Genomic DNA, 22746 nt, shown 5'->3' with positions numbered 1-22746 from the left:
GCGACCGGTTGACAGCGCTCCGCGCCAGACGCTACGTTCCGGTGAACTAATAGGAAACCTTCCTAACCATCCTTGCTCCGTCCCCGCCCCGACGCAGTAGGAGGCAGTTCATGATCCGCTCCCTGGCGGCCGGCGTTCTGCTGGCCGCATCAGCCCTTCTCCCGACCACGCCGGCGTCCGCGGCCCCCGCCGTACCGAGGGCCGTCGTCCCCGTGGACGCCGTACCAGCCGCTGACACCCCGGTCTCGATCAACGGGCAGCTGCGTGTCTGCGGCACCAAGCTCTGCAACCAGCACGGCCAGCCGGTCCAGCTGCGTGGCATGAGCACGCACGGCATCCAGTGGTACTCCCAGTGCGTCAAGACCGCGTCCCTCGACGCGCTCGCCTACGACTGGAACGCCGACATCCTGCGCATCTCGCTGTACGTGCAGGAAGGCGGCTACGAGACCGACCCGCGCAGGTTCACCGACATGGTGCACAACTACATCGAGGAGGCGACCCGGCGCGGGATGTACGCGCTGGTCGACTGGCACCAGCTCGACCCGGGCGACCCGAACTACAACCTGTCCCGGGCCAGGACCTTCTTCACCGAGATCGCCGACCGGCACAAGAACAAGAACAACATCATCTACGACATCGCCAACGAGCCGAACAACGTCAGCTGGGCCGGGATCAAGTCGTACGCCGAGCAGATGGTGCCGGTGATCCGGGCCAAGGACCCCGACGGCGTGATCTTCGTCGGCACCCACGGCTGGGCCTCGCTCGGGGTCTCCGACGGCCGCAGCGAGACCGACATCGTCAACAACCCGGTGAATGCGTCGAACCTGATGTACACGTTCCACTTCTACGCGGCGTCGCACAAGCAGGAGTACTTCGACGCCCTGTCCCGGGCCGCGGACAAGATCCCGCTGTTCGTCACCGAGTTCGGCACCCAGACCTACACCGGTGACGGCGGCAACGACTTCACCTGGTCGCAGAAGTACCTCGACTTCCTGGCCAGCAAGAAGATCGGCTGGACCAACTGGAACTTCTCCGACGACTTCCGCTCCGGCGCGGTCTTCAAGCAGAACGTCTGCGCGGGCAACACCTTCACCGGTACGTCGGTCCTGAAGCCGGCCGGCGTCTGGGTCCGGGACCGGATCCGCACCCCGGACGCCTTCGAGAGCCCCGCGGGGACGATCGACGTGGACACGGCGGCCGAGCTGAAGTCCGCGCTGACCAGCGCCAAGCCCGGTGACACCATCAAGCTTGCCGACGGCACCTACATCGGCAACTTCAAGACCACGGTCGCCGGCACGTCGTCCGCGCCGATCACGCTCGACGGCCGCGGGCTGACCGGCGCGAACTACGACGACAGCTGGATCGATGTCAAGGGCAACAACTACGTGATCGAGAACAACACCGGGAAGAACACCACGAACAACGGTTTCGAGACCCACACCCAGCAGTCCGGCTGGGGCTGCGGCACGGTGTTCCGCGGCAACAGGTCGGACCTGACCGGCGCGACCGGCAGCGGCCGGTACGCGTTCAACATCACCAACTACAACGCCTCCACCTGCAAGGTGACCATCGACCGCAGCAACACGGTCACCGGGGGCCGCGCGCTCACCAACCCGGGCATCCCAGTCAGCTGACCGCCCCTCAACTGCTGGGACCGACGAGGGCACGGAGCTTGGGCTCCGTGTCCTCGTCCAGTCGTGCTCGCCCAAGTGGTCCGCGAGCGCGGCCCGGTAGCCGGAGAGTTCAGCACGACAGCCGGGTACGGCGAGACGGCGTCGAGCATCTTCTGGATCGCCCAGGGCAGTGCCCACGCACTCGCCGGGCGCCGGGCCGAGCCTGACGCCGGCCAGCGTGTAGAGGTGGTTACGCTCCTGCCGGTCGAGGGTGCAAGCGTGCTCGAGACCGCCTCCAGCACCTGCGCCGACACGTTGATGTCGCGACCCTGCTCGAGCCAGGTGTACCAGGTGACGCCGACACCCGCGAGCAGCGCCACCGCCCTGACCATCACCGCGATCTCCCTCCTGATGACCCCAGTGACCGACCAACTGCGCAACACACGCGACTGACCGCCGGTCACGTAAGATCCGCCCATGCGGCGCGTGCTGTCCAGGGTCGGCTCTGCCGCACTCAGCCTGATGTATCTCGTGATGGCTGTGTTCCTCCTCGGCCTCGCAGTCGCCGACCTCCCTGACAGCCTGCGGGCAGCGCGCAACGAAGGCCTCCCCGGCACGTTCACCACGATCCGCAAAGAGTGCCGGCCATGGTGGGCGAAGGGCGGTGGTTGTACCTCCTTCGGCGACTTCACGAGCAGTGACGGCAAGGTTCGCCTGACCGACGTGCCGTTCGAAGGCGACTCCGGTGAGGTCGGCGAGAACGTGCCTGCCCAGTACGTCGGCACGGCAGACCGGCCGTCGATCCACGGGTCCGACTCGAACGAGTGGGTGTTCGTTGCGGCGCTCGGCCTCGGAGCGGCCGGCTACCTCAGCTGGCGAGGTTGGCGTGGATGGCGAGCATGGCGTGGGTGGCGGCTCGTCCGGACACGCCGGCGGGCAGTCACCAGTGCGACGGGCGAGTGACTGCCGTCGGCAGCATGGTCGAGTGATTGCCGCGGGCGGCGTTGAGTTGGGACTGGGTGAGGAACAGCGCACCGGTGAGGTCGGCGCCTCGGAGGTCGGCGTCGCGGAGGTCGGCGCCGATCAGGTCGGCCTGGCGGAGGTCGGCGTCGCGGAGGTCGGCGCCGATCAGGTAGGCGCCGCGCAGGTTGGCCTTGCGCAGGTCGGCGCCGCGGAGGCGGGCGCCGATCAGGTCCGCGCCGCGGCGTTCCTTCTTCTTGCTCTGCTTCCCGCGGACGCGCTGGCTCGTCTTCAGCAGGATCTCGTTGACGGCTGCGCGTTCTGCGGCCACGTCGACCGTGGTGAGGTCCGCCGTACGACGGACCTCCTCGAGGCGGGCGATCGCCGTACGCACGTCTGCTTCAAAGACCTTGTACTCAAGGGCTTCCGTGAGGTACCAGAGCAGCTCGTGGAGCTGGCGCAGGATGGGCAGGGCCGCGAACATCTCCTGCCCCGGCTGCTCCCGCCAGCTCTTGCCCGCGCGGCGGGAGATCTCCTGGCCCGCGCCGAAGCAGTCGTACACGGTGCAACCCGGGAAGCCCGCGGGCCGCAGCTTGCTGTGGATCGAGCAGCGGAAGTCCTCGCTGAGATTCGGGCACGGGTCACCGGCGGGCTTGTCGATCGCGAAATCCGCCGACTTGCTGAACGTCAGCGCGACGCAGCAGAGGCCGAAGCAGTTGCTGCAGTCGGCCCGAAGGTCAGTTCTGCTCGGCAACCGTCTGGCCGGTCCGGCGCCAGCGGATGCCGGCCTCGATGAACTCGTCGATCTCACCGTCGAAGACACCGGAGGTGTTGCCGGACTCGTACTGCGTCCGCAGGTCCTTCACCATCTGGTACGGGTGCAGCACGTACGACCGCATCTGGTCACCCCACGAGCCGGCCACGTCGCCGCGCAGCGCGTCCAGCTGGGCCCGCTCCTCGGCCTTCTTCAGCGCGAGCAGCTTCGCCTTCAGGATGACCATCGCGCTGGCCTTGTTCTGCAGCTGGGACTTCTCGTTCTGGCAGGACACCACGGTCCCGGTCGGGATGTGGGTGATCCGGACCGCGGAGTCGGTGGTGTTGACGCTCTGGCCACCCGGACCGGACGACCGGTACACGTCGATCCGCAGCTCTTCCTCGGGGACGTCGATCTCGTCGGTCTGCTCCAGCACCGGGACCACCTCGACCGCGGCGAACGAGGTCTGCCGGCGGCCCTGGTTGTCGAACGGCGAGATCCGGACCAGCCGGTGCGTGCCCGACTCCACACTCAGCGTGCCGTAGGCGTACGGCGCCTTGACCGCGAACGTGGTCGACTTGATCCCGGCCTCTTCGGCGTACGACGTGTCGTAGACCTCGGTGCCGTATCCGTGCCGCTCGGCCCAGCGCAGGTACATCCGCTGGAGCATCTCGGCGAAGTCCGCCGCGTCCACACCGCCCGCGCCGGAACGGATCGTGACCAGCGCCTCGCGCTCGTCGTACTCACCGGACAGCAGCGTGCGGACCTCCAGGGACTGGATCGCCTTGGCCAGCGAGCCGATCTCCTTCTCGGCCTCGGCCAGGCTGTCCGCGTCGTTCTCCTCGCGGCCCAGCTCGACCAGCACGTCGAGGTCGTCGATCCGGCTGCGCAGCGCGGTCACCCGCTCCAGGTCGGCCTGCAGGCTGGACAGCCGCGAGGTCACCTTCTGCGCGTTCGCCTGGTCGTCCCACAGGTCGGGCGCGGCGACCTGCTCGCCGAGGTCGGCGATCTCTTTGCGCAGGGCGTCGAGATCGAGCACCTTCTCGATCGAGGTCAGCGTCGCGTCGAGCTGCTTGAGCTCAGCGTCAAAATCCAGTCCAGCCACAACCAAGCAGACTACCCGCTAGTCGCTGCTTGCCGTTAAAAGGCCGCCACGCAGGACCGCCACGGAGCGTACTCGGCCGGCCACTCCGTCCAGTCAGCGGAGGGGAACGATGGCGGAGGCCTCGGCGGCGATGTCGGCTGAGCCTTGCCAGTCTGGGGGCTCGAAGGGGAGGTCGACGGTCGAGGTGAGGCGGACGGTGACTGTGGTGCCGGTGACGTCGGCGGACCAGTCGAGGTCGTCGAATCTGTTGCCGGCGGCCACCTGGTCGAGGTACTCCGCGGTCAGCCGGCGCGCCTGGTCCGGGTCGAGCTCGGCGTTCCCGCCGGCCGCGGGCTGGGAGTAGATCGCGGCCAAACCGTTCGCCGCCGCCAGTACTGCGCCGTCCGCGGTCGCATCGAGGTCCCGCCGTACCAGGAAGACCTTCGAGATGTCGGTCACCACGACGATCATCAGCAGGATGACGGCCATGAAGCCGATGATCAGGACGGTCACCTGGCCCTGCTCGTCGCGCTTCATCCGTCGCCCTTGGCTTCGCGGTAGTCGCCGTACGGCTCGGTGTGGGAGGCGCTGATGTGTACGGCGGGCGGCTCGCCACCGAGCGCGTCGGGGATCAGAGGCAGTCGCACGGCGGTGTCGAGCGTGACCGTGACGGTCGAGCCGGGCTCCAAGCAGGCGGGATTGCAGGTGATGGACAACTCGTCGGAGCTCAACTCCATGCCTTGGTCCTTCATCGCGAGCCGCGCCGCCTCGAACGCCCGCCCGCGCGCCTCGTCCTCCGACAGCCCGGCCGGCACGATGACGAACGCACGCCCCGCAGCCCGGGTCGCCGCGGTCGCCCCGTACGACGCCCGCTGTACGTCGAACACCGCCAGCATCACGTAGACCAGCGGCACCATCAGCAACAGCGCCAGCCACGAGAACTCCACCACGGCACTCCCGCGCTGATCCCGCGAGGCCAACGTCCGCCGGAGCGTCATTCGCCGGTCTCCTTGACCGCGTGACCCTCGATGGTGAAGCTCATGCCGGGTCCCCACAGCCCGAGTGGTGGCATGTGTGCCTCCACCACGACTCGTACGCCCGGCTGCCCGTCGACGTCGACCTCCTCGGCCGTCACGGCGTCGATCAGCTGGTCGTTCACCACCCCGTCGACCAGCTCCCGCGTGTGGGCTTCACCGTCGGCCGGCTCCCGGTTCAGCACGGCGGCATAGTGCGCGCCCTCCGACGCCGCAGCCGCCACGGTGTTCCGCACGTACAAGTACAGCCCGACCTGCAGTACGCCGAGGAACAGTGGCACCACGAGCATCGAGACCAGCACGAACTCCACCACCGCACTCCCCCGCTCATCCCGCCGGCGAGGTTTGGAGGCGGTCACTTGTTCGTGACTGAGCTCAGGGCGTCTTGGAGCATCTTGGACAGCTGGGGACCGGCGACCGCCCAGATGGCGACGACGAGGCCGGCGGTCATCACGGTGATGAGCACCCAGCCGGGGACGTCGCCGCGTTCCTTGCGGGCGGGGCGCGGGGTCAGGACCAGCGCCACGAACAGTTTCGTCAGCAGTGACTGCATCAACTCTCCTCAGTTCATCCGGCGATCAGCCGGATTCCGACAGCGCCTGGGTAGAAGGCGAAAGCGATCGTCACCGGCAGCACCAGGAACACCACCGGGATCATCATGGCGACCTCGCGGCGGGCGCCGGACTCGATCAGCTCCCGTCGCCCGGCCTCACGGATGTCGCCCGCCTGGGCCCGCAGTACGTCGGCCAGCGGGGTACCGCGCTCGAGTGCGACGGCAAGCCCGTCCGCGAACCGCGACAACGCCAGCAGGCCGGTCCGGTCCGCGAGTCCGTCGAGCGCGCGGACGAGCGTCTCACCTGCACGGGTCTCGCCGAGGACACGTTTCAGCTCCTCGGCGAGCTCTCCACGGCAGGACCGCGCGACCCGGTCGAGCGCAGCCGCGGGTCCCTCACCCGCGGCCACCGACAACGCCAGCAACTCGGCCACGGTCGGCAGCTCCTCGAGCAGTCGCCGCTCGCGTCGCCGTACCTGCGTGGTCAGATAGGTGTCGCGGGCAAGCACTCCGATGACGCCGAGCAGGGCGCAGAACAGAAGCATGCCGACCGGGTTCCCGGCGCCCACGGAGAGCGCGACGATCGAGACCACGAGCCCGGCGCCGAAGCAGGCGGTCCCCCACAGCAGTTGCTCGATCCGGAACTCCTCGACCGTCCGGTCGATCCCGGCACGCGACAGCCGACGGCGGATGGACGCTGCCCCACCGAGCAGTCGCTCCAGTCGCGTCGCGCCCGCCCGCAGGGTCGGTCCGAACAAGCGCAGGATCGCGTAGAACGGCGACCCGGAGTCGGCCACCCCGAGAAACACCTCGCCGCCGCCGAGGTCCCGAAGGTAAGGCCCGACCCGCTCATCCACCGAAGGCTTCCGCAAGAACGGCAACCGCCGCGCGACCACCAGCAGCCCCAGCCCGAACACCCCACCGAGCACAGCCCCCAAGACCATCGGGCTCACGGCAACCACCGTCCACTGTTCATCGGAGGACCCTTTCGGGCGTGGGAAGGCGAGCGATGCGGAGCATCACGCGGTACGCGACGAGGCAGACCAGAGCGCCGGTGGCGATGATGAGGGCGCCGACCGGGGTGTTGTAGCGCTGGATGACGTCCCCCTGGAAAGACAGCAGGGCCAAGACCAGCCAGGGCGCAGCGACGGCAACGCGAGCGCCGTTGACGGACCAGGACTGTCGGGACTCCAGCTCGGACCTGGTACGAGCGTCGTCGCGCAGGAAGGTCGACAGCGAACGCAACAACCGGCCGAGATCACCACCGCCTACCTCGCGGGCGATCCGCAGCGCCTCGACGACACGGTCGCCGACCGGATCCGCCAACCGCGCCTTCAACCGGTCCAGCGAGTCCGCGAACCGTCCAGTCGACGCGTAGTCCGCACCAAAACGCCGGAACGGTTCGCGCAACGGCAACGGCCCGCGCTCACCCACCTGGGCCAGCGCCTCCGCCAGCGACAACCCGGCACGCACCGCGGACGCGATGTTGTCCACCACGTCCGGCCACAGCTCACGGAACTCGGCAAGCCGCCTCCGCGCCCGGCTCCGCAACAGCGCGACCGGCAGCCAGCCCGCCATCAACCCGAACACCGCGCCGACCGGCCAAGCACCCGACACCACGAACATCAGCACGCCGCCGACCACCCCAGTGATCACGCACGCACCGATGAACGCACCAGGCGTGACACCCTCGACGCCGGCACTCGCAAGCAGCTCCCGGCTGCGCGAGATCAGCCGCCCTTCGCCGGCCGACTCCTCGTCCGCAGGCGCCACGAACGTCCAGATGATCAGCAACAGGCCGATCCCGAAGAACAACCCCAGCAGCAGCCCCATCAGCTCACCCCACGCGGCAACTCGGTGAGCAACCCGGCCACGTTGTACCCGGCCTGCTGGAACCGCTCCGGATGCGGCAGATGCCCCTCGGCCCGCCGCAACGTCCCCTCGTACGTCCCGAACAACGTCTCCGTCTCGATCGCCTGCTCCTCGATCCGCCCGCTGACCGCCACGATCTCCCGCACCCGCCGCTGCCCGTCCGCCCCGATGCCCAGATGTACGACGAGATCCACGCACCCAGCCACGGTCGGCAGCACGAAGCGACTGCCGATGTTCTCGCCGGCCAGCAGCGGCAGCGTGCACATCTTCGTGAGCGCCTCCCGCGCCGAGTTCGCGTGGATCGTGCACATCCCGGGCAGCCCGCTGTTCAGAGCGAGCAACAGATCCAGGCACTCCTCACCACGCACCTCGCCGACGATCACCCGGGACGGCCGCATCCGCAGCGACTCCTTGACCAGGTCGCGCAGGCGCACCTCACCGGTCCCCTCGAGACCGGCCTGCCGGGTCTGCATCGACACCCAGTCGGGAATCGGCAGCTTGATCTCGAAGACCTCTTCGCAGCTGATCACCCGCTCGCTGCCCGGGATCGACCCGGCCAACGCGTTCAGCATCGTCGTCTTGCCGGCCTGCGTCCCGCCCGAGACCAGGATGTTCAGCCCGACTGCGACCGCGGCGTCCAGAACGGCGGCCGCGTGCGGGGTCAGCGACCCGAGCGCGACCAGGTCGCTCAACCGGGTTGCCCGGACCGTGAACTTCCGGATGTTGATCGCCGCATGTCTGTGGGTGATGCCGCCCAGCACCACGTGCACCCGGCTCCCGTCCGGCAACCGCGCATCCGTGAACGGCTGTGACACGTCGATCCGCCGCCCGGTCGACTTCAGCATCCGCTCGACCAGGTCGCTGACCTCCTCCTCGGTCAGCACGGTCGTGGTCAGCTCGTGCCGGCCGTCCCGGGCGATGAACACCCGCGACGGCTCGTTGATCCAGATCTCTTCGACGGCCGGGTCGTCCAAGTAGCGCTGCAGCGGGCCGAATCCGGCGACCCGGTCGTGCACCTCCCGGCTGACCGCCTCCAGGTCGCCGATCGGTGGGACCACACCGGTCAGGCTGCGTTCGTCGTACTCCCGGACCACCGTCGCGACGATGCGGTCGACCGCGGCCGGGTCACGAAGCGGATCGATGCCTTCGCGGCGTACGACGTCGCGCACCTGGGCGTCGATCACCTCGACGACGCCGTCCCAGCCCGACCGGCGCGTGGCGAGTCTGTCGGCTGTCATCGGTCTCCCCGTATGTCCCGTCTGGCAACCACTCGATCACCATGCGCGACCATACTTTCAATCGGGGAGCACCCCGCGCCACTCAGGAGCTACGGCCTGTGGATAACTTTCAGCGATGAACCAGCGTGTGCTCGAACGCGTAGCGGCTGGCGCGGAACAGGTGCGACCCGTACTCGACCGGCTGACCGTGGTCGTCGTACGTGATCCTGGTGGTCGCCAGCAACGGGACGCCCGGCTCCTCGCCCAGCAGCCGCGCCTGCTCGGGCGTGGCGGGCAGCGCGGAGATGGTCTGGTGCGCCACCTTCAGCCGCACGCCCTCCGCACGCAGCAGCGAGTACAGACCGCGCTCGGCCAGCGTGGCCGGGTCGGTCTCCAGGAGCTCCGGAGGCAGCCAGTTGCGCATCAGCGCGAGCGGCTCGCCATCCGCTCGCCGCAGGCGCTCCAGCCGCAGCACTCGATCGCCCTGCTCGATCTGCAGCGCTGTGGCGACCTCTGCGGTCGCGGGAGCGATACCGAACCGCAGTACGTCGGTCGCCGGCTTGCGATGGGCTGCGGCCAAGTCGTCGTACAGGCTGGTCAGCTCGAGGGAGCGCCGTACCTGACCTGAGTTCCCCACCACCTGCGTGCCGACGCCGCGCTTGCGCACGAGCAGCCCCTGGTCGACCAGTCGCGCGATCGCCTGCCGCACCGTCGGCCGGCTCAGCCCGTACGACTCTGCCAGGTCCACCTCGTTGCTCAGCCGCGATCCGACCGGCAACTCCCCACTCTGAATCGCCGCCTCCAGTTGCTGCGCCAGCTGCACGTGCAACGGCGTGCGACTACTCCGATCCACCTGGACCTGCACGGTACTCATGCGCACATCCTGAAGGCTTCCCTCTGATCCGTCGAGCTACCACCCTGATTTGATCAGATCTCTGCGTTTGTGAACGCGTCCCGGAAACGCCGCAGCGCGAGCTCGCTGTCCGCCGACGCGAACGCCTCCAATCCGACCGTGCCCTGATATCCGTGCTTTCGCAACGCCGCCGCGATCGCCGGATAGTTCATCTCGCCGGTTCCCGGTTCGCACCGTCCGGGAACGTCGGCGACCTGAATCTCGCCGAGGTACGGAAACGCCTTGCCGATCAGTTCGATCAGGTTTCCCTCGCCGATCTGCGCGTGGTACAGGTCGAGCATCAGCCGCAGCCGCGGATGGTCGACGGCTTTCACCAGGGCGAGCGTGTCCGCGGCTTTCCCGAACGGCACGCCGGGATGGTCGACCTCGGCGTTCAGATTCTCCAGCACGAACGTCACGTCGTACCGCTGCGCGAGGTCCGCCAGCCTTTCCAGCGTCCGCGCTGCCGTCAGCCACATCTCCCCGCTCACCTCGTACTGCGGCCGCACCGGCAGCCCGCGATCGTCGAGCTCGGTGCCGTGCAGATTGAGCCTGGGACACCCGAGCTCGAGCGCGACCCGGATGGACTGTTCCGCGGTTTCCAGCAGCCGGTCCTGATCGTGTGTGAGCGACCCGCCGACATATCCGGTCATCGACGAGAAAACCGCGCCGGTCTTCTGCAGCGCCGCGATGTCCTTGGTCGTCCAGTTCCAGAGCTCGACGTCGAACCCGGCCGCGTGAATGCGTTCCACCCGCTCCAGGAACGGCAGCTCGGTGAACACCATTTCGGCGCAGACGGCGAGCCTCATCCGATCTCCCCGACCCGCACCGGACGGTTTTCCTGGTACGACGCCATCGCTGCCAGCGCGACCCGCAACGCATTCCGCGCATCCGCGCCGGTCACCGGAGGTACGGCGTTCCCGCGGACGACCTCGGCGAATTCGGCGAGCTCCTGGACATACGCGTCCCGGAACATCTCCTCGTCACTGCGCAGCGTGGCCTGGTGCAATCCGCTCACGTCGTACTGCACCATCGGTGTGCTCGCGTGCCGGCCGGTCACCACCATGCCCTTGCTGCCGAACACCTCACCGCGGACGTCGTACCCGTACAGCGCGGAGAAGTTCGCCTCGGCCGTCGCGATCGCGCCGTTGTCGAACGTGATCACCACGACCGCGGTGTCGAGCAGCCCGTTCTCCTTGTACTGCGGGGCGACAAGCGCATCCGCCTTCGTGTAGACCTCGACCGGCTGCGCGCCCGGGTTGAGCCAGAGCAGCGTGTCGAAGTCGTGGATCAGCGTCTCGCGGAAGATCGTCCACGGCTTGATCCCGGCGGCCGCGTCACCCATACCTTCCGGCCGGCCCGGGTCGCGAGTGACCGACCGCATCAGCTGCGGTGTGCCGATCCCGCCGGCCTCGATCGTCGCGCGCGCCGCGGCGAAGTCGCGGGCGAAGCGCCGGTTGAAGCCGACCTGGAGGGCGACCCCGGCCTGCTCGGTCGCGGCGATCGCGCGGTCCATCTCCGCCAGCGTCAGCGAGGCCGGCTTCTCGCACCAGACCGGTTTGCCCGCCTCGGCCGCGCGCACGATCAGCTCCTCGTGCACGGCCGCGATCGAGGTGATCACGACACCGTCGATCTCGGGGTCCTTGATCAGCCCGTCGACGTCGCGGGCATCGGCGTCGTACCTGCCGGCCAGCCGCTGGGCCGCCTCCGGTCTGGTGTCGGCGACCGCGGTGAGCTCGGCTCCGGGGACGTGCCGGGCGATGTTCCCGGCATGCATCGTCCCGATCCGGCCGGCGCCGATCAGGCCGAGCCGCACCACCCGCAGCCCATGGTCGTTGCGCATGTTCCACCCCTTCAGCCGACGCTGATACTAGAGCGCTCTAGTCAGGACATAGCGAACACTGCTTTGATGGTCGGGGTCAAGTCCCCACGAGAGCAGGTGAGATGAGCCCCCGACCGACGATGGAGGACGTCGCGGCCCGCGCCGGGGTGTCCCGCGCCCTCGTCTCGATCGTCTACCGGAACGTGCCGGGGGCGAGCGACGAGACCAGAGCCCGGGTGTTCGCAGCCGGCGACGAGCTCGGCTACCGCCCCGACCACCGGGCGCGACTGCTCGGCAGCAGGCAGCGCACCCGGCTCATCGGTGTGGCCTTCGACGTCCGCTATCCCTTCCACGGCGACCTGGTCGAGGCGTTGTACCCAGCGGCCGAGTCACTGGGCTACAGCCTCACGCTGAGCGCCGTCACCGGTAGCCGGGGCGAGAAGGCTGCGGTGCAGTCGCTGCTGGACTACCGCTGCGAGTCACTGGTCCTGCTCGGCCCTACCTCATCGCCTGCCGCACTGAGCGCGCTGGCTGAGGCGCAGCCGACTGTTGTACTCGCCCGCAAGGTGCGAGCCGCTGGAGTGCACGTCGTGCGCACCGACGACGCTGCGGGCTCACGTCTGGCAGTGGAGCATCTGCTGTCCCTCGGGCACACCCGCATTGCACATGTGGACGGCGCACGGGCGCCTGGCGCGGCGGAGCGCCGTACTGCCTATGTGCAGACCATGCGACGGGCCGGCCTGACCCCTGTAGTGATTCCTGGAGGGCTGACCGAGGCTGCTGGCGCTACCGCGGTCCAGGAGCTGCCGCAGGACGTCACTGCGGTTGCCGCGTTCAACGACGCGTGTGCGATCGGCCTCCTGCACGCACTGCGAGAGAGCGATCGCCAGGTTCCGGAGGACATTGCGCTGATCGGGTACGACGACTCCACGCCGTCCCGCCTCGACCACATCCAACTGTCGACCATCGCCCAGAACGCTGACCGGCTCGCAGCCGCTGCACTCGACCTCGCGACGCAAACAGACCGCGAGTCACCCCAGGAGGTCATCACCAGCCCCGACCTGCTCACGCGCAAGACGACCTAGGGGACGTTGTACGGCGTGATCGGCTGCAGGTTACTCGGCGTACTCGGGACGCTGGGCAGCAGCCGGTGCGCATGCAGGAGGTGCTGACACGCGCGGTGCAGGTCAGTGGGCAGGTCGTGATGCAGTACGACGGACAGCGCACCGGACCGGAGCAGCGCCAGGTTGTCGGCGTCGAGGTCGTGGGCAACGAAGCAGCGGTACGGTCGCTCGAGATCGGCGAACGCCTGGACGATGGCCCGGTTGCCGCCGCCGATGGAGTAGACCGCGTTGATGCTCGCGTCGGCGGTCAGCGCCGCCAGCGCCTGCCCGTGGATGGTGGTGTCGAGCCCGTCCGTCTCGGCCAGCTCGACGACCGCGCGCCCGGGCGCCAGTCGCCGAAGCGTGGAGCGGAAGCCCATCTCGCGCTCCTCCTCGCCGCGGAACGACCCACGGCTCAGCGTGACGAGCACACTCCCCGGACCGTCGCCCAGCCACTGGGTCAGGAAGTACGCCGCTGTCGCACCGGCGGCCCGGTTGTCGATGCCGACGTACGCGAGGCGGCGGCTGCTCGGCAGGTCGGTGACGAGCGTGACGACCGGAATGCCGGCGGCAACCAGCTTGTCGACGGCCTCGACCACCTCGGGGTCGTCCGGCGCCTTCAGGACCAGGCCCTGCGAACCCCGCTTGCGAACCTTCTCCAGTGACGCGATCAGGTCGGCGGCGGAGGCGGTCTCGCTGAGGTCGAACCGGGCGCGCAGGACGGCCGGACGGAGACCGGCCAGCGCGGCCTCGAGCGCCGTACGGACCGCGCCGGAGAACCGGCTGGGCGCCTGCATGACGAGGTCGATCACCAGCGTGCGGCCGCCGAGCCGGATCTGGGTGGCCTGCCGGTCCAGGTCGTGCATCGCCTGCTCGACCTGCCGGCGGGCGCGGGCGCTGACCCCGGCCCGGGCGTTCAGGACCCGGTCGACGGTCGTCTCGCTCAGCCCGGCCTGGACCGCGATGTCGCGGACCCGGTGCTCACGTGCCATCACGGTCCTCCGGCAGCCTGAAATGACGGGTTTTTGACGGATTCAGGGGATTCCGAACCTGTCAGGAAACCACCACGCTAGAACAACACCGGCGAGCAGGAGAAGGAGTCACCCCGATGAACTGGCTGAACCCCGACGACGTCCGGCTGGACGACCTGCTGACCGTCCTCAAGGAGCCGACCGACGCCGCCGACTACCCGCACGCGACCCGGATCGAGCACCAGGTTCCGGTGTACGACGCGGCCCGGATCCGGAGCGCGGAGCCGCGGGCCGTGCAGTCTGAGTTCGCGACCGCATTCGGTACCGGGCCCGGCATCGTCGTCCTGAAGGGTGCCTTTGGCAACGAGGTGGTCGACGCGACGACGGCCGAGTTCAACCGCCTGATCGACGAGCAGCACAGGTCGGGCGCCGCGGCCGGCGACCACTTCGCCAAGCCGGGCGCCAACGACCGGGTCTGGAACGCGCTGGAGAAGCTGGCCGTCGGTGCGCCCGTGGTGTTCGCCGCCTACTACGCCAACGACCTGCTTGCGCTGGTCGCGACGGCTTGGCTCGGACCGGCGTACCAGGTGACCTCGCAGGTGAACGTGGTGAACCCGGGCGGCGAGGGGCAGACCGTCCACCGCGACTACCACCTCGGATTCCAGTCCGACGAGGTGGCGGCGCAGTACCCGGCTCATGTGCATCGGCTGTCATCCGTGCTCACGCTGCAGGGCGCGGTGGCGCACTGCGACATGCCGGTGGAGTCCGGGCCGACGCTGTACCTGCCGCACTCGCAGAAGTACGAGCTCGGCTACCTGGCGTACCGGCGGCCCGAGTTCTCCGACTACTTCGTGGCGAACCACGTGCAACTGCCGTTGGAGAAGGGCGACGCCGTGTTCTTCAACCCCGCGCTCTTCCACGCGGCCGGCAGCAACCACTCGACAGACATCAAGCGGATGGCGAACCTGCTGCAGATCTCGTCCGCCTTCGGCCGCGCGATGGAGAGCATCGACCGGACCCAGATGGCGTCGGCGGTCTACCCCGCCCTACTTCGAATGGCGAAGCAGGATCCGGAGGGCGCCGGCAACGTCATCGCCGCGACCGCCGAGGGCTACGCCTTCCCGACCAACCTGGATCGCGACCAGCCGATCGGCGGCCTCGCTCCGCTGTCCCAGGCCGACGTACTGCGCCAGGCCGTGACCGAGGCGTGGACACCCGAGCGCCTGGACCAGGCCCTGGCCGACCACCACACCCGGAGGTCGACCACCTGACCGCTGTCGGATCGGTTGACCGACTGACCCGATATCAGATAGGTGAATGTTGGATGAACGCGGTCCGGATCACGGGCAGGTGCTGTCGCTGGCACGTGGTCGTCAGGCAGGATGGCGCGTTCGCCGGGCGTGCCGAAGGCTACCCTTACCGGCGGAACGCGCCACTCAGCCGACCTGCTGTACGCCGCCCGTACGGCCGCCCATCGAAGGAGAAGGCATGGAACCGCTGCGTATCGGGATTCTCGGGGCTGCCCGGATCGCCGGCCGGGCGATCGTCGAGCCGGCCCGGCTGACCGGCGCCCGGCTGGTCGCGGTGGCCGCCCGGGACGGCGACCGGGCCGAGGCGTTCGCGGCGGAACACCAGGTCGAACGGGTGCACGCGTCGTACCAGGACGTGCTGGACGACCCCGAGGTCGACGCGATCTACAACCCGCTCGCCAACGGCCTGCACGGACCGTGGAACCTGCGGGCGATTGCCGCGGGCAAACACGTGCTCACCGAGAAGCCGTCGGCCAGCAACGCGGCCGAGGCGGTCCAGGTCCGGAACGCGGTCCGCGAGCACGGCGTCGTCTTCATGGAGGCGTTCCACTACGCCTACCACCCGGTGATGCGCCGGCTGCAGGAGCTGCTCGCCAAGGGTGAGCTCGGCGACCTGCAGCACGTCGAGGCGACCATGGTGATGCCCCCGCCGCCGGACGCCGACCCACGCTGGTCGCTGCCGCTCGCGGGTGGCGCGGTGATGGACGTCGGCTGCTACGCGATCCATGCGCAGCGGATGCTGGCGCCGTACGCCGGTGGTGCGCCGAAGCTGATCAGCGCCCGGGCCGGTGAGCGCAAGCGGCTGCCGGGGGTGGACGAGTGGCTCAACGCCGACCTGGAGTTCCCGAGCGGGGCGACCGGAGCGGTCCGGACCAGCATGGCGGCGGAGAACCTCGACTTCAGCCTCAAGGTGGTCGGCAGTCGTGGTGAGGCGTTCGCGCCGTTCTTCGTGCTGCCGCAGAACGACGACCGGGTGATCGTGACGACCAAGGAAGACACCTGGGTCGAGCACCTCGGCACGCGTACGTCGTACACGTACCAGTTGGAGGCGTTCGCGGGGGCGATCCGCAATGGGGCGCCTGTGCTGACCGACGCGGACGACGCGCTGGCGACGATGGAGCTGATCGACGCCTGCTACCGCGACGCCGGGATGCTGCCGCGGCCTGTCTCGGAGATCTGACCGCGGTCGGACAGTTGAGCTCGCTTGGCGGCGGCATGGGCGAACGCCTGGATGAACGGGTGCGGTCGTGTGCCGTCGCCGGACAGCTCCGGCTGGAACAGTGTCACCAGGAAGAACGGGTGCTGAGGTAGCTCGGCAATCCGCGGCGCGCCGTCGACGTCGTGCGCGCTGAAGACGAGCCCGTGCTCCTCGAGCAGGCTCTGCCGGGACGGATCGAGCCCGTACGAGCAGTGGTAGCGCTCGATGGACCGCTCCGCGCCCAGGAGCCGACCGGCCAACGTGCCGGGCCGGACCTCGACCGTGGCCTCGTGGCCGTCGAGCGAGCAGGCCAGCGGGACGATCAGCAGGTCGTCGGCATCCGGCTCGTTCTCAGCGTGCTGTACGGCGGTCGCGCCGCAGACGTTGCGCGCGTACTCGAGCATCGCGTGCTGGAAGCCGCCACAGGTCCCCAGGAACGGGATGTCCTGCACCCTGGCCGTCTGGATCGCGCTGACCGCGCCGGCCTCGCTGCGGTACGGGCTGCCTGGCAGGACCCAGATCCCGTCGAACGCCTCCATCGCGTCGACCTCGTCGGTGGGCACCCAGTACACGTCCAGGTCCAGCCCTTCCCGCTCGCGCAGCCGGTCGAGCACCACCGGCACGCGTTGATGAGAACGGACGTGCGGCGAGCGATCGCCGACCAGGGCGATCCGGGCTGAGTATGCGTGCGTCATGGCTTCATCCTGCTCCGGTGACCCCGATCAGCACCAACGATGATCTCTGCACGGTCGATAAGCGATACTGATCTCGTGGATCCGCATCTGCTCCGCACGTTCATCGCGGTGGCGACGAGCGGCTCCTTCTCGGCTGCGGCGGCCGAGCTCGGCTACACCCAGTCGGCCGTCTCGCAGCACATCGCGGCGCTGGAGAACTCGGTCGGCGCCGCGCTCCTGACGCGCCGCCCGGTGGCACCTACCCCCGCAGGTGAGCGGCTGCTCGAACACGCCGGCGCGATCCTGCTCCGCATCGAGGCCGCCCAGGCCGACGTACGGCGGTTGGTCGGTGAGCCGCCCGGATCGATCATGTTCGCCGCCACTCCCCTGGCCGGGACGACCCGGGTCGCGCGGGCGCTGACCCAGCTCAGGCAGGACCGACCCGGGATCGCTGTCACCTTCGAGGTGGTCGGCCGGGACGAAGTCGCCCGCGGCGTGGCGTCCGGGACGTACCACCTTGGCCTGATCGACGGGATCGCCGCACCGAGCGACCCGTTGCGCCTACCCGACGTCGGTCTGCTCAGTACGTCGGCAGTCGCGCAGGAGAGGCTCGCCGTCGTCCTGCCGGCCGACCATCCGCTGGCCGGTCGCAAACGGCTTGGCTTGCCAGCGCTGGTCGACGCCCGCTGGATCGACGCTCCCGCGGTCAGCGCACCACTCGACGAACTGCGCGCCGCCGTCGAAACCGACAGCCTCCGGGCAGCCCTCACCTACACCGGCGCCGACCTACTCACCCTGCTCGAACTCGTCGCCGCCGGCCACGGCCTCGCCGTACTGCCCGCATCCGTCCCGGTGCCGGACGGCGTACGCGCCGTGCCTGTCGATGCCCCGCGCCTCGTGCACCGCGTCGAACTCCTCCACGGCCACCTCGGCTCCACAGCCGCGTCAGCCCTCGCCGAGTTGCTCGACGAGGGCTGACCCGCTCGATCTGGTCAGTCGTGGATCTCAGTCGTGGGTCGGGAAGCCCAGGTTCAGGCCGCCGTGCGACGGGTCGAGCCACCGCGAGGTGACGACCTTGCCGCGGGTGAAGAAGTGGACGCCTTCGGCGCCGTGGGCGTGGGTGTCGCCGAACAGCGAGTTCTTCCAGCCGCCGAACGAGTAGTAGGCCATCGGCACCGGGATCGGCACGTTCACGCCGACCATGCCGACCTCGACCTCGGTCTGGTACCGCCGGGCGGCGCCACCGTCGTTGGTGAAGATCGCGGTCCCGTTGCCGTACGGGTTCGAGTTCACCAGGTCGAGCGCGGCGTCGTACGACGGGACCCGAACGACCGACAGCACCGGGCCGAAGATCTCGTCGGTGTAGATCGACATGTCCGGGGTGACCTTGTCGAACAGCGTCGGGCCCAGCCAGAAGCCGTCGTCGGCGCCGTCGAACGGGCCTTCGCGACCATCCACCGTCAGCTCGGCACCGGCCTCGACCCCGGCCTCGACGTACCCGACGACCTTGGCGCGGTGCTCGCCGGTGACCAGCGGGCCCATGTCGCAGCCGCGCGTCCCATCGCCGGTGCGCAGCTGGGCCATCCGCTCCTTGATCTTGCCGATCAGGTCGTCGGCGACCGGCTCGACCGCGATCAGCGCGGAGATCGCCATGCAGCGCTCACCCGCCGAGCCGAAGCCGGCGTTGACCGCGGCGTCGGCGGTCAGGTCGAGATCGGCGTCCGGAAGCACAACCATGTGGTTCTTCGCGCCGCCCAGCGCCTGCACCCGCTTGCCGTTCTTCGTGCCGTTCTCGTAGACGTACTTCGCGATCGGGGTCGAGCCGACGAACGAGACCGCCTTGATGTCGGGGTGCTCGAGCAGCCGGTCGACCGCCTCCTTGTCGCCGTGCACGACGTTCACGACGCCGTCCGGCAGGCCGGCCTCCTTCCACAGCGCGGCGACCGCGTTGACCGCGGACGGATCCTTCTCGGAAGGCTTGATCACCACGCTGTTGCCACAGGCAACCGCGATCGGGACGAACCAGAGCGGCACCATGGCCGGGAAGTTGAACGGCGAGATCACCGCGACCGCGCCGAGCGACTGGCGGATCGAGTACACGTCGACGTTGGTCGACACGTTCTCGCTGAAGCCGCCCTTCAGCAGGTGCGGGATGCCGCAGGCGAACTCCACCACCTCCTGGCCGCGGGTCACCTCGCCGAGCGCGTCCGAGAGCACCTTGCCGTGCTCGGCGGTGATCAGCGCGGCGACCTTCTCCTTGTTCGCGTTCAGCAGCTCACGGAACGCGAACAGCACCTGGGCGCGCTTGGTCAGCGACGTCCGGCCCCAGGCCTTGGAGGCGTCGTGGGCGACCTTGACCACCTCGTCGACCGTCGCCGCCGAGGCCAGGTCCAGCTCGCCGGTGACCGCACCCGTCGCCGGGTTGTAGACCTTGCTGGTGCGCTCCGAGACCCCGGTCCACGGAGCCCCACCGACCAAATGGGTGATTCGCTCAGTACTCACACTGCATCCCTCGTTCGTTGATATCCCCGCTGGACTTGCTCGGTGTGGCGCTGTGTCACCCGAGCACCTCGCTTCTCGGAACCATGTCCACCTCCACCGGGCGGCCCTCCTGCAGGGAGCGGACGCCGGCGGTGCAGACCGCGGCGGCGGCGTACCCGTCCCAGGCCGCCGGGCCGTCGATCGTGCCCTTCGCCACCGCGTCCACCCAGCGCTGCAGCTCCAGGTCGTACGCGAGCCCGAACCGGACCCGGAAGTCGTCCGGCACCGCACCACCCCAGTGTCCGGCCCGCCTGGTGAGCACGTCGACCCCGAGGCCGATCGTCGCGTTGCCCTTCTCGGCGACCGCCTCACACCGGACCTCGTACCCGACCTGGCAGTTCACGAACACCTCGACGTCGGCCATCGCGCCGTTCGCCATCTCGAACACCGCGAACTGCGGATCCTGCACCCCTTCGCCGACCAGCCCGCTCGGCCTCGGCGCGTGCACGGTGATCCGGGCGATCTCGTCGTCGAACAGCCAGCGCGCGACGTCGACCTCGTGCACCAGCGAGTCGCGGACGATCATCTCGCTGCGGAACGTCGCCGGGACCGTCTTGTTCCGGTGCACGTTGTGCAGCAGCAGCGTGCGACCGAGCTCACCGGAGTCGAGCAGCTCCTTCAGCGCGGCGTACTCCGGGTCGAAGCGGCGCATGAAACCGACCTGAATCAGCTGCTTGCCGAGCTTGTGCTCCGCCTCGACCACGCGCAGCGACGACTCCGCGTCCATGGTCAGCGGCTTCTCGCACAGCACCGGCTTGGCGTGCTCCAGGCAGGCCGTCAGCTGCTCGGCGTGGGCGAACCCGGGGGACGCGATGATCACCGCGTCGACCTCGGCGTCGCCGATCAGCGCCAGCGGGTCGTCGATCACCCGGACCCCGTCGAACGACGCGGCCAGCGCGCCGGCCCGATCCGTGTCCGGGTCCGACACCGCGACCAGGCGGGCGCCGGAGATCCGGCGCGCCACCCGCTCGGCATGGTCCGCACCCATCATCCCGACCCCAACGATCCCGACCCTCAAATCCCGCATCTCCACCTTCTCTCACTCACCACTACCCTGCACAACACCCTCCCGCCGCCTCCCCGCCCGACGACCTACCACCTTTCCCAACCACCCGACGACCTCCCACCACCTCACGCCGTCCGGCGAGCTGCGTTGGTTGCCGCCGTGCGGCGATCGCCTGTGGGTTCGTCGTACGGGCGGGTGCAGGGGCCGGTCGGCGCCGGCCCCTGCGTCGTTCGCGTGGTCAGATTCCTCCTGGGCGGTCGTGGGGCTCGGCGACGAGCTCCGGGTCGACACCGCGGAGCTCGTGGCTGAGCGCCTCCAGCTCCGAACCACCGGCCATCTCGTTGGTCAGCTGCGCCAGCGTGATGTCGGCCCGATGCGTGTCGAGCGCGACCCGGCCCAGCTTCAGCACCACGAAGTGATTGCCCACCAGGTAGGCGTGGTGCGGGTTGTGGGTGATGAACACGACCCCCAGCCCGGCGTCCCGCGCCTTGACGATGTACTTCAGCACCACCCCGGACTGCTTCACGCCGAGCGCGGCGGTCGGCTCGTCCAGGATCAGCACTTTGGCGCCGAAGTAGATCGCCCGGGCGATCGCGATGCATTGGCGCTGACCGCCGGACAGCATGCCGACCGGCTGTTCCAGGTTCGGGATCGAGATCCCCATCTTGGTCAGTTCCTCGTCGGCGATCCGCTTCATCTTGCGGTCGTCCAGCCGGCCGAACGGCCGCTTGGTGATCTCGTTGCCGAGGAAGAAGTTCCGCCACACCGACATCAACGGGGCGAGCGCCAGGTCCTGGTAGACCGTGGCGATCCCGCTGTCCAGCGACTCCCGCGGTGAGCTGAACCGGCGCTCCTCGCCGTTCACCGACAGCGTCCCGTCGGTGTGCTCGTGCAGGCCGGCGATGATCTTGATCAGCGTCGACTTGCCCGCACCGTTGTCCCCCAGCACACAGGTGATCTCACCTTGGCGGACCGCCAGCGAGACTCCACGCAACGCGTGCACGTTGCCGTAGCTCTTGCCGACGTCCTCCAGGTGCACCACCGGGGTGTTCGGGCTGGTGGCGGCTTCTTCAGCGAACTTGTCGGTGGTGGTCATCGCATGTCCGCCCTTCTCTTCACGACCAGGTTCACGATCGTTGCGAGGAGCAACATCACGCCCAGGAACGCCTTGAACCAGTCCGCATTCCAGCCGGCGTACACGACACCGAGCTGGGTCATGGCGAAGATCAGTGCACCGATCGCCGATCCGACCACGGACCCGTAGCCGCCGGTCAGCAGGCAACCACCGACCACCGCCGCGATGATGTAGATGAACTCCTTGCCGACCCCCTCACCGGACTGCACGCTGCTCTGGGTGAAGAGCAGGTGCATCCCCGAGAACCAGGCGAAGAAGCCGACCGTCATGAACAGCCCGATCTTGACCCGCTTCACCGGCACACCGACGGCCCGGGCCGCGGCCGCGTCACCGCCGACGGCGAAGATCCAGTTGCCGATCTTCGTCTTCAGCAGCACCCAACTGCCGGCGATCACGAACAGGATCCACCAGACGACGAGGATCTTGATGGTGACCGAGCCGATCGAGAACTCGGACGCGAACAGTGCCTTCGCCGACTCGAACCCGTCCATGTCGCTGATCGAGTTCGACGAGACCTGGCCGGACAGCAGCCGGGTGATCGCGAGGTTCAGGCCCTGCAGGATGAAGAAGGTCCCGAGGGTGACCAGGAAGCTGGGCAGGCCGGTCCGCATCAGCAGCCAGCCGTTGAAGGCTCCGACGGCGAGCGCCGCCACCAGCGCGACCAGCACGCCCACCCAGACGTTGACGCTGAACTGGTAGGCGAACAGGCCGGCGAACAGCCCGGAGGTTGTCACCGCGACGCCGGCCGACAGGTCGAACTCGCCACCGATCATCAACAGCGCCACCGGTACGGCCATGACGCCGATCAGCGCGGCCTGGTAGAGGACCGTCCCGATGTTGGCCGGACTGCGGAACGGCTCGGCCATGATCAGGAAGAACACCAGGATGACCGCGGCGCCGACCAGCGATCCGACCTCGGGCCGGCTGAGCAGGCGGGCTGCGAGCGAGCGGCGCGAGACCCGGTCGTCAACCGACGTCGGCGCCGTCAGTGTGGAAGCCATGACCGG

25 protein-coding genes are annotated in these 22746 nt (G+C 68.9%); 7 read left to right on the top strand and 18 right to left on the bottom strand.

Translation table 11 applies throughout. The features are described 5' to 3' along the window. Positions 1 to 110 precede the first annotated feature (110 nt). From ACIBGM_RS41775 to ACIBGM_RS41765, 3 genes are all read left to right on the top strand, one after another. Positions 111 to 1634: a cellulase family glycosylhydrolase gene (locus tag ACIBGM_RS41775; protein ID WP_396388701.1), complete on the top strand. Its 1524-nt coding sequence runs from the start codon at positions 111 to 113 to the stop codon at positions 1632 to 1634. A gap of 63 nt (positions 1635 to 1697) precedes the next feature. After that, positions 1698 to 2066 (top strand): hypothetical protein, encoded by a 369-nt coding sequence (locus ACIBGM_RS41770; protein ID WP_396388700.1) that lies wholly within the window; start codon positions 1698 to 1700, stop codon positions 2064 to 2066. Between the two features lie 24 nt (positions 2067 to 2090). Beyond that, a complete protein-coding gene (locus tag ACIBGM_RS41765) occupies positions 2091 to 2576 on the top strand; it encodes a hypothetical protein (protein WP_396388699.1) in 486 nt (161 codons plus the stop codon). Here the strand turns inward: ACIBGM_RS41765 and ACIBGM_RS41760 are convergent. The 12 genes from ACIBGM_RS41760 to ACIBGM_RS41705 form a co-directional block, all read right to left on the bottom strand. Beyond that, complete coding sequence (locus ACIBGM_RS41760; RefSeq protein ID WP_396388698.1) at positions 2554 to 3327, bottom strand: pentapeptide repeat-containing protein; 774 nt, start codon at positions 3325 to 3327, stop codon at positions 2554 to 2556. The two genes, ACIBGM_RS41765 and ACIBGM_RS41760, sit on opposite strands and share 23 nt — an antisense overlap. Further along, complete coding sequence (gene prfB / locus ACIBGM_RS41755; protein WP_360524458.1) at positions 3311 to 4432, bottom strand: peptide chain release factor 2; 1122 nt, start codon at positions 4430 to 4432, stop codon at positions 3311 to 3313. The genes ACIBGM_RS41760 and prfB overlap by 17 nt, the downstream gene beginning before the upstream one ends. Positions 4433 to 4525: 93 nt before the next feature. Further along, the gene (locus ACIBGM_RS41750; protein WP_396388697.1) at positions 4526 to 4948 is read right to left on the bottom strand and encodes a pilus assembly protein TadG-related protein; all 423 of its coding nucleotides are present in this window, start codon (positions 4946 to 4948) and stop codon (positions 4526 to 4528) included. After that, positions 4945 to 5409 carry a hypothetical protein gene (locus ACIBGM_RS41745; RefSeq protein ID WP_396388696.1) on the bottom strand — a complete coding sequence of 155 codons (465 nt, stop codon included), beginning with the start codon at positions 5407 to 5409 and terminating at the stop codon, positions 4945 to 4947. Before ACIBGM_RS41745 ends, ACIBGM_RS41750 begins: the two co-directional genes overlap by 4 nt. Then, a complete protein-coding gene (locus ACIBGM_RS41740) occupies positions 5406 to 5756 on the bottom strand; it encodes a TadE family protein (RefSeq protein ID WP_396388695.1) in 351 nt (116 codons plus the stop codon). Before ACIBGM_RS41740 ends, ACIBGM_RS41745 begins: the two co-directional genes overlap by 4 nt. A 44-nt stretch (positions 5757 to 5800) precedes the next feature. After that, positions 5801 to 5998 (bottom strand): hypothetical protein, encoded by a 198-nt coding sequence (locus ACIBGM_RS41735; RefSeq protein WP_360524470.1) that lies wholly within the window; start codon positions 5996 to 5998, stop codon positions 5801 to 5803. 14 nt (positions 5999 to 6012) lie between these two features. Beyond that, positions 6013 to 6942: a type II secretion system F family protein gene (locus ACIBGM_RS41730; protein WP_396388723.1), complete on the bottom strand. Its 930-nt coding sequence runs from the start codon at positions 6940 to 6942 to the stop codon at positions 6013 to 6015. 28 nt (positions 6943 to 6970) lie between these two features. Then, a complete protein-coding gene (locus ACIBGM_RS41725; RefSeq protein ID WP_360524473.1) occupies positions 6971 to 7831 on the bottom strand; it encodes a type II secretion system F family protein in 861 nt (286 codons plus the stop codon). After that, entirely contained in the window at positions 7831 to 9108 is a 1278-nt protein-coding gene (locus ACIBGM_RS41720; RefSeq protein WP_396388694.1) for a CpaF family protein, read from the bottom strand. Before ACIBGM_RS41720 ends, ACIBGM_RS41725 begins: the two co-directional genes overlap by 1 nt. A 109-nt stretch (positions 9109 to 9217) precedes the next feature. Beyond that, entirely contained in the window at positions 9218 to 9961 is a 744-nt protein-coding gene (locus ACIBGM_RS41715; RefSeq protein WP_360524479.1) for a GntR family transcriptional regulator, read from the bottom strand. A gap of 53 nt (positions 9962 to 10014) precedes the next feature. Continuing rightward, the gene (locus ACIBGM_RS41710) at positions 10015 to 10788 is read right to left on the bottom strand and encodes a TIM barrel protein (protein WP_396388693.1); all 774 of its coding nucleotides are present in this window, start codon (positions 10786 to 10788) and stop codon (positions 10015 to 10017) included. Continuing rightward, the gene (locus ACIBGM_RS41705; RefSeq protein WP_360524485.1) at positions 10785 to 11822 is read right to left on the bottom strand and encodes a Gfo/Idh/MocA family oxidoreductase; all 1038 of its coding nucleotides are present in this window, start codon (positions 11820 to 11822) and stop codon (positions 10785 to 10787) included. Before ACIBGM_RS41705 ends, ACIBGM_RS41710 begins: the two co-directional genes overlap by 4 nt. 101 nt (positions 11823 to 11923) lie before the next feature. Here ACIBGM_RS41705 and ACIBGM_RS41700 point away from each other — a divergent pair, with 101 nt between their 5' ends. Further along, positions 11924 to 12886 (top strand): LacI family DNA-binding transcriptional regulator, encoded by a 963-nt coding sequence (locus tag ACIBGM_RS41700; protein WP_360524488.1) that lies wholly within the window; start codon positions 11924 to 11926, stop codon positions 12884 to 12886. On the opposite strand, the gene ACIBGM_RS41695 is transcribed toward ACIBGM_RS41700, so the two are convergent. After that, positions 12883 to 13896: a LacI family DNA-binding transcriptional regulator gene (locus tag ACIBGM_RS41695; RefSeq protein WP_360524491.1), complete on the bottom strand. Its 1014-nt coding sequence runs from the start codon at positions 13894 to 13896 to the stop codon at positions 12883 to 12885. The two genes, ACIBGM_RS41700 and ACIBGM_RS41695, sit on opposite strands and share 4 nt — an antisense overlap. A gap of 116 nt (positions 13897 to 14012) precedes the next feature. On the opposite strand from ACIBGM_RS41695, the gene ACIBGM_RS41690 reads away from it, so the two are divergent. Both ACIBGM_RS41690 and ACIBGM_RS41685 read left to right on the top strand, forming a co-directional pair. Continuing rightward, positions 14013 to 15146 carry a phytanoyl-CoA dioxygenase family protein gene (locus ACIBGM_RS41690; RefSeq protein ID WP_396388692.1) on the top strand — a complete coding sequence of 378 codons (1134 nt, stop codon included), beginning with the start codon at positions 14013 to 14015 and terminating at the stop codon, positions 15144 to 15146. Between the two features lie 217 nt (positions 15147 to 15363). Further along, positions 15364 to 16365, top strand: a complete 1002-nt coding sequence (locus ACIBGM_RS41685; protein ID WP_360524497.1) for a Gfo/Idh/MocA family oxidoreductase — start codon at positions 15364 to 15366, stop codon at positions 16363 to 16365. Here ACIBGM_RS41685 and ACIBGM_RS41680 read toward each other — a convergent pair. Further along, the gene (locus tag ACIBGM_RS41680) at positions 16320 to 17078 is read right to left on the bottom strand and encodes a hypothetical protein (RefSeq protein ID WP_396388691.1); all 759 of its coding nucleotides are present in this window, start codon (positions 17076 to 17078) and stop codon (positions 16320 to 16322) included. The genes ACIBGM_RS41685 and ACIBGM_RS41680 overlap by 46 nt on opposite strands. Before the next feature lie 75 nt (positions 17079 to 17153). Between ACIBGM_RS41680 and ACIBGM_RS41675 the strand changes: the two genes are divergently transcribed. Continuing rightward, positions 17154 to 18035 carry a LysR family transcriptional regulator gene (locus ACIBGM_RS41675; RefSeq protein WP_396388690.1) on the top strand — a complete coding sequence of 294 codons (882 nt, stop codon included), beginning with the start codon at positions 17154 to 17156 and terminating at the stop codon, positions 18033 to 18035. 27 nt (positions 18036 to 18062) lie between these two features. Here the strand turns inward: ACIBGM_RS41675 and ACIBGM_RS41670 are convergent, their stop codons facing one another. The 4 genes from ACIBGM_RS41670 to ACIBGM_RS41655 all read right to left on the bottom strand — a co-directional run bounded on the left by ACIBGM_RS41670 (position 18063) and on the right by ACIBGM_RS41655 (position 22740). Then, positions 18063 to 19559 carry a CoA-acylating methylmalonate-semialdehyde dehydrogenase gene (locus ACIBGM_RS41670; protein ID WP_360524506.1) on the bottom strand — a complete coding sequence of 499 codons (1497 nt, stop codon included), beginning with the start codon at positions 19557 to 19559 and terminating at the stop codon, positions 18063 to 18065. Positions 19560 to 19614: 55 nt separating this feature from the next. Then, complete coding sequence (locus tag ACIBGM_RS41665; RefSeq protein ID WP_396388689.1) at positions 19615 to 20625, bottom strand: Gfo/Idh/MocA family protein; 1011 nt, start codon at positions 20623 to 20625, stop codon at positions 19615 to 19617. A gap of 217 nt (positions 20626 to 20842) precedes the next feature. Continuing rightward, positions 20843 to 21700, bottom strand: coding sequence for an ATP-binding cassette domain-containing protein (locus ACIBGM_RS41660; protein WP_360524512.1), 858 nt, complete (start codon positions 21698 to 21700; stop codon positions 20843 to 20845). Next, a complete protein-coding gene (locus ACIBGM_RS41655) occupies positions 21697 to 22740 on the bottom strand; it encodes an ABC transporter permease (protein WP_360524515.1) in 1044 nt (347 codons plus the stop codon). The genes ACIBGM_RS41660 and ACIBGM_RS41655 overlap by 4 nt, the downstream gene beginning before the upstream one ends. Positions 22741 to 22746: the final 6 nt, after the last annotated feature.

This window comes from Kribbella sp. NPDC050470, assembly GCF_044458365.1.
Classification (GTDB): domain Bacteria; phylum Actinomycetota; class Actinomycetes; order Propionibacteriales; family Kribbellaceae; genus Kribbella.
The sequence above is the reverse complement of the archived record's forward strand: the minus strand, read 5'-3'. Positions and strand labels throughout refer to the sequence as shown.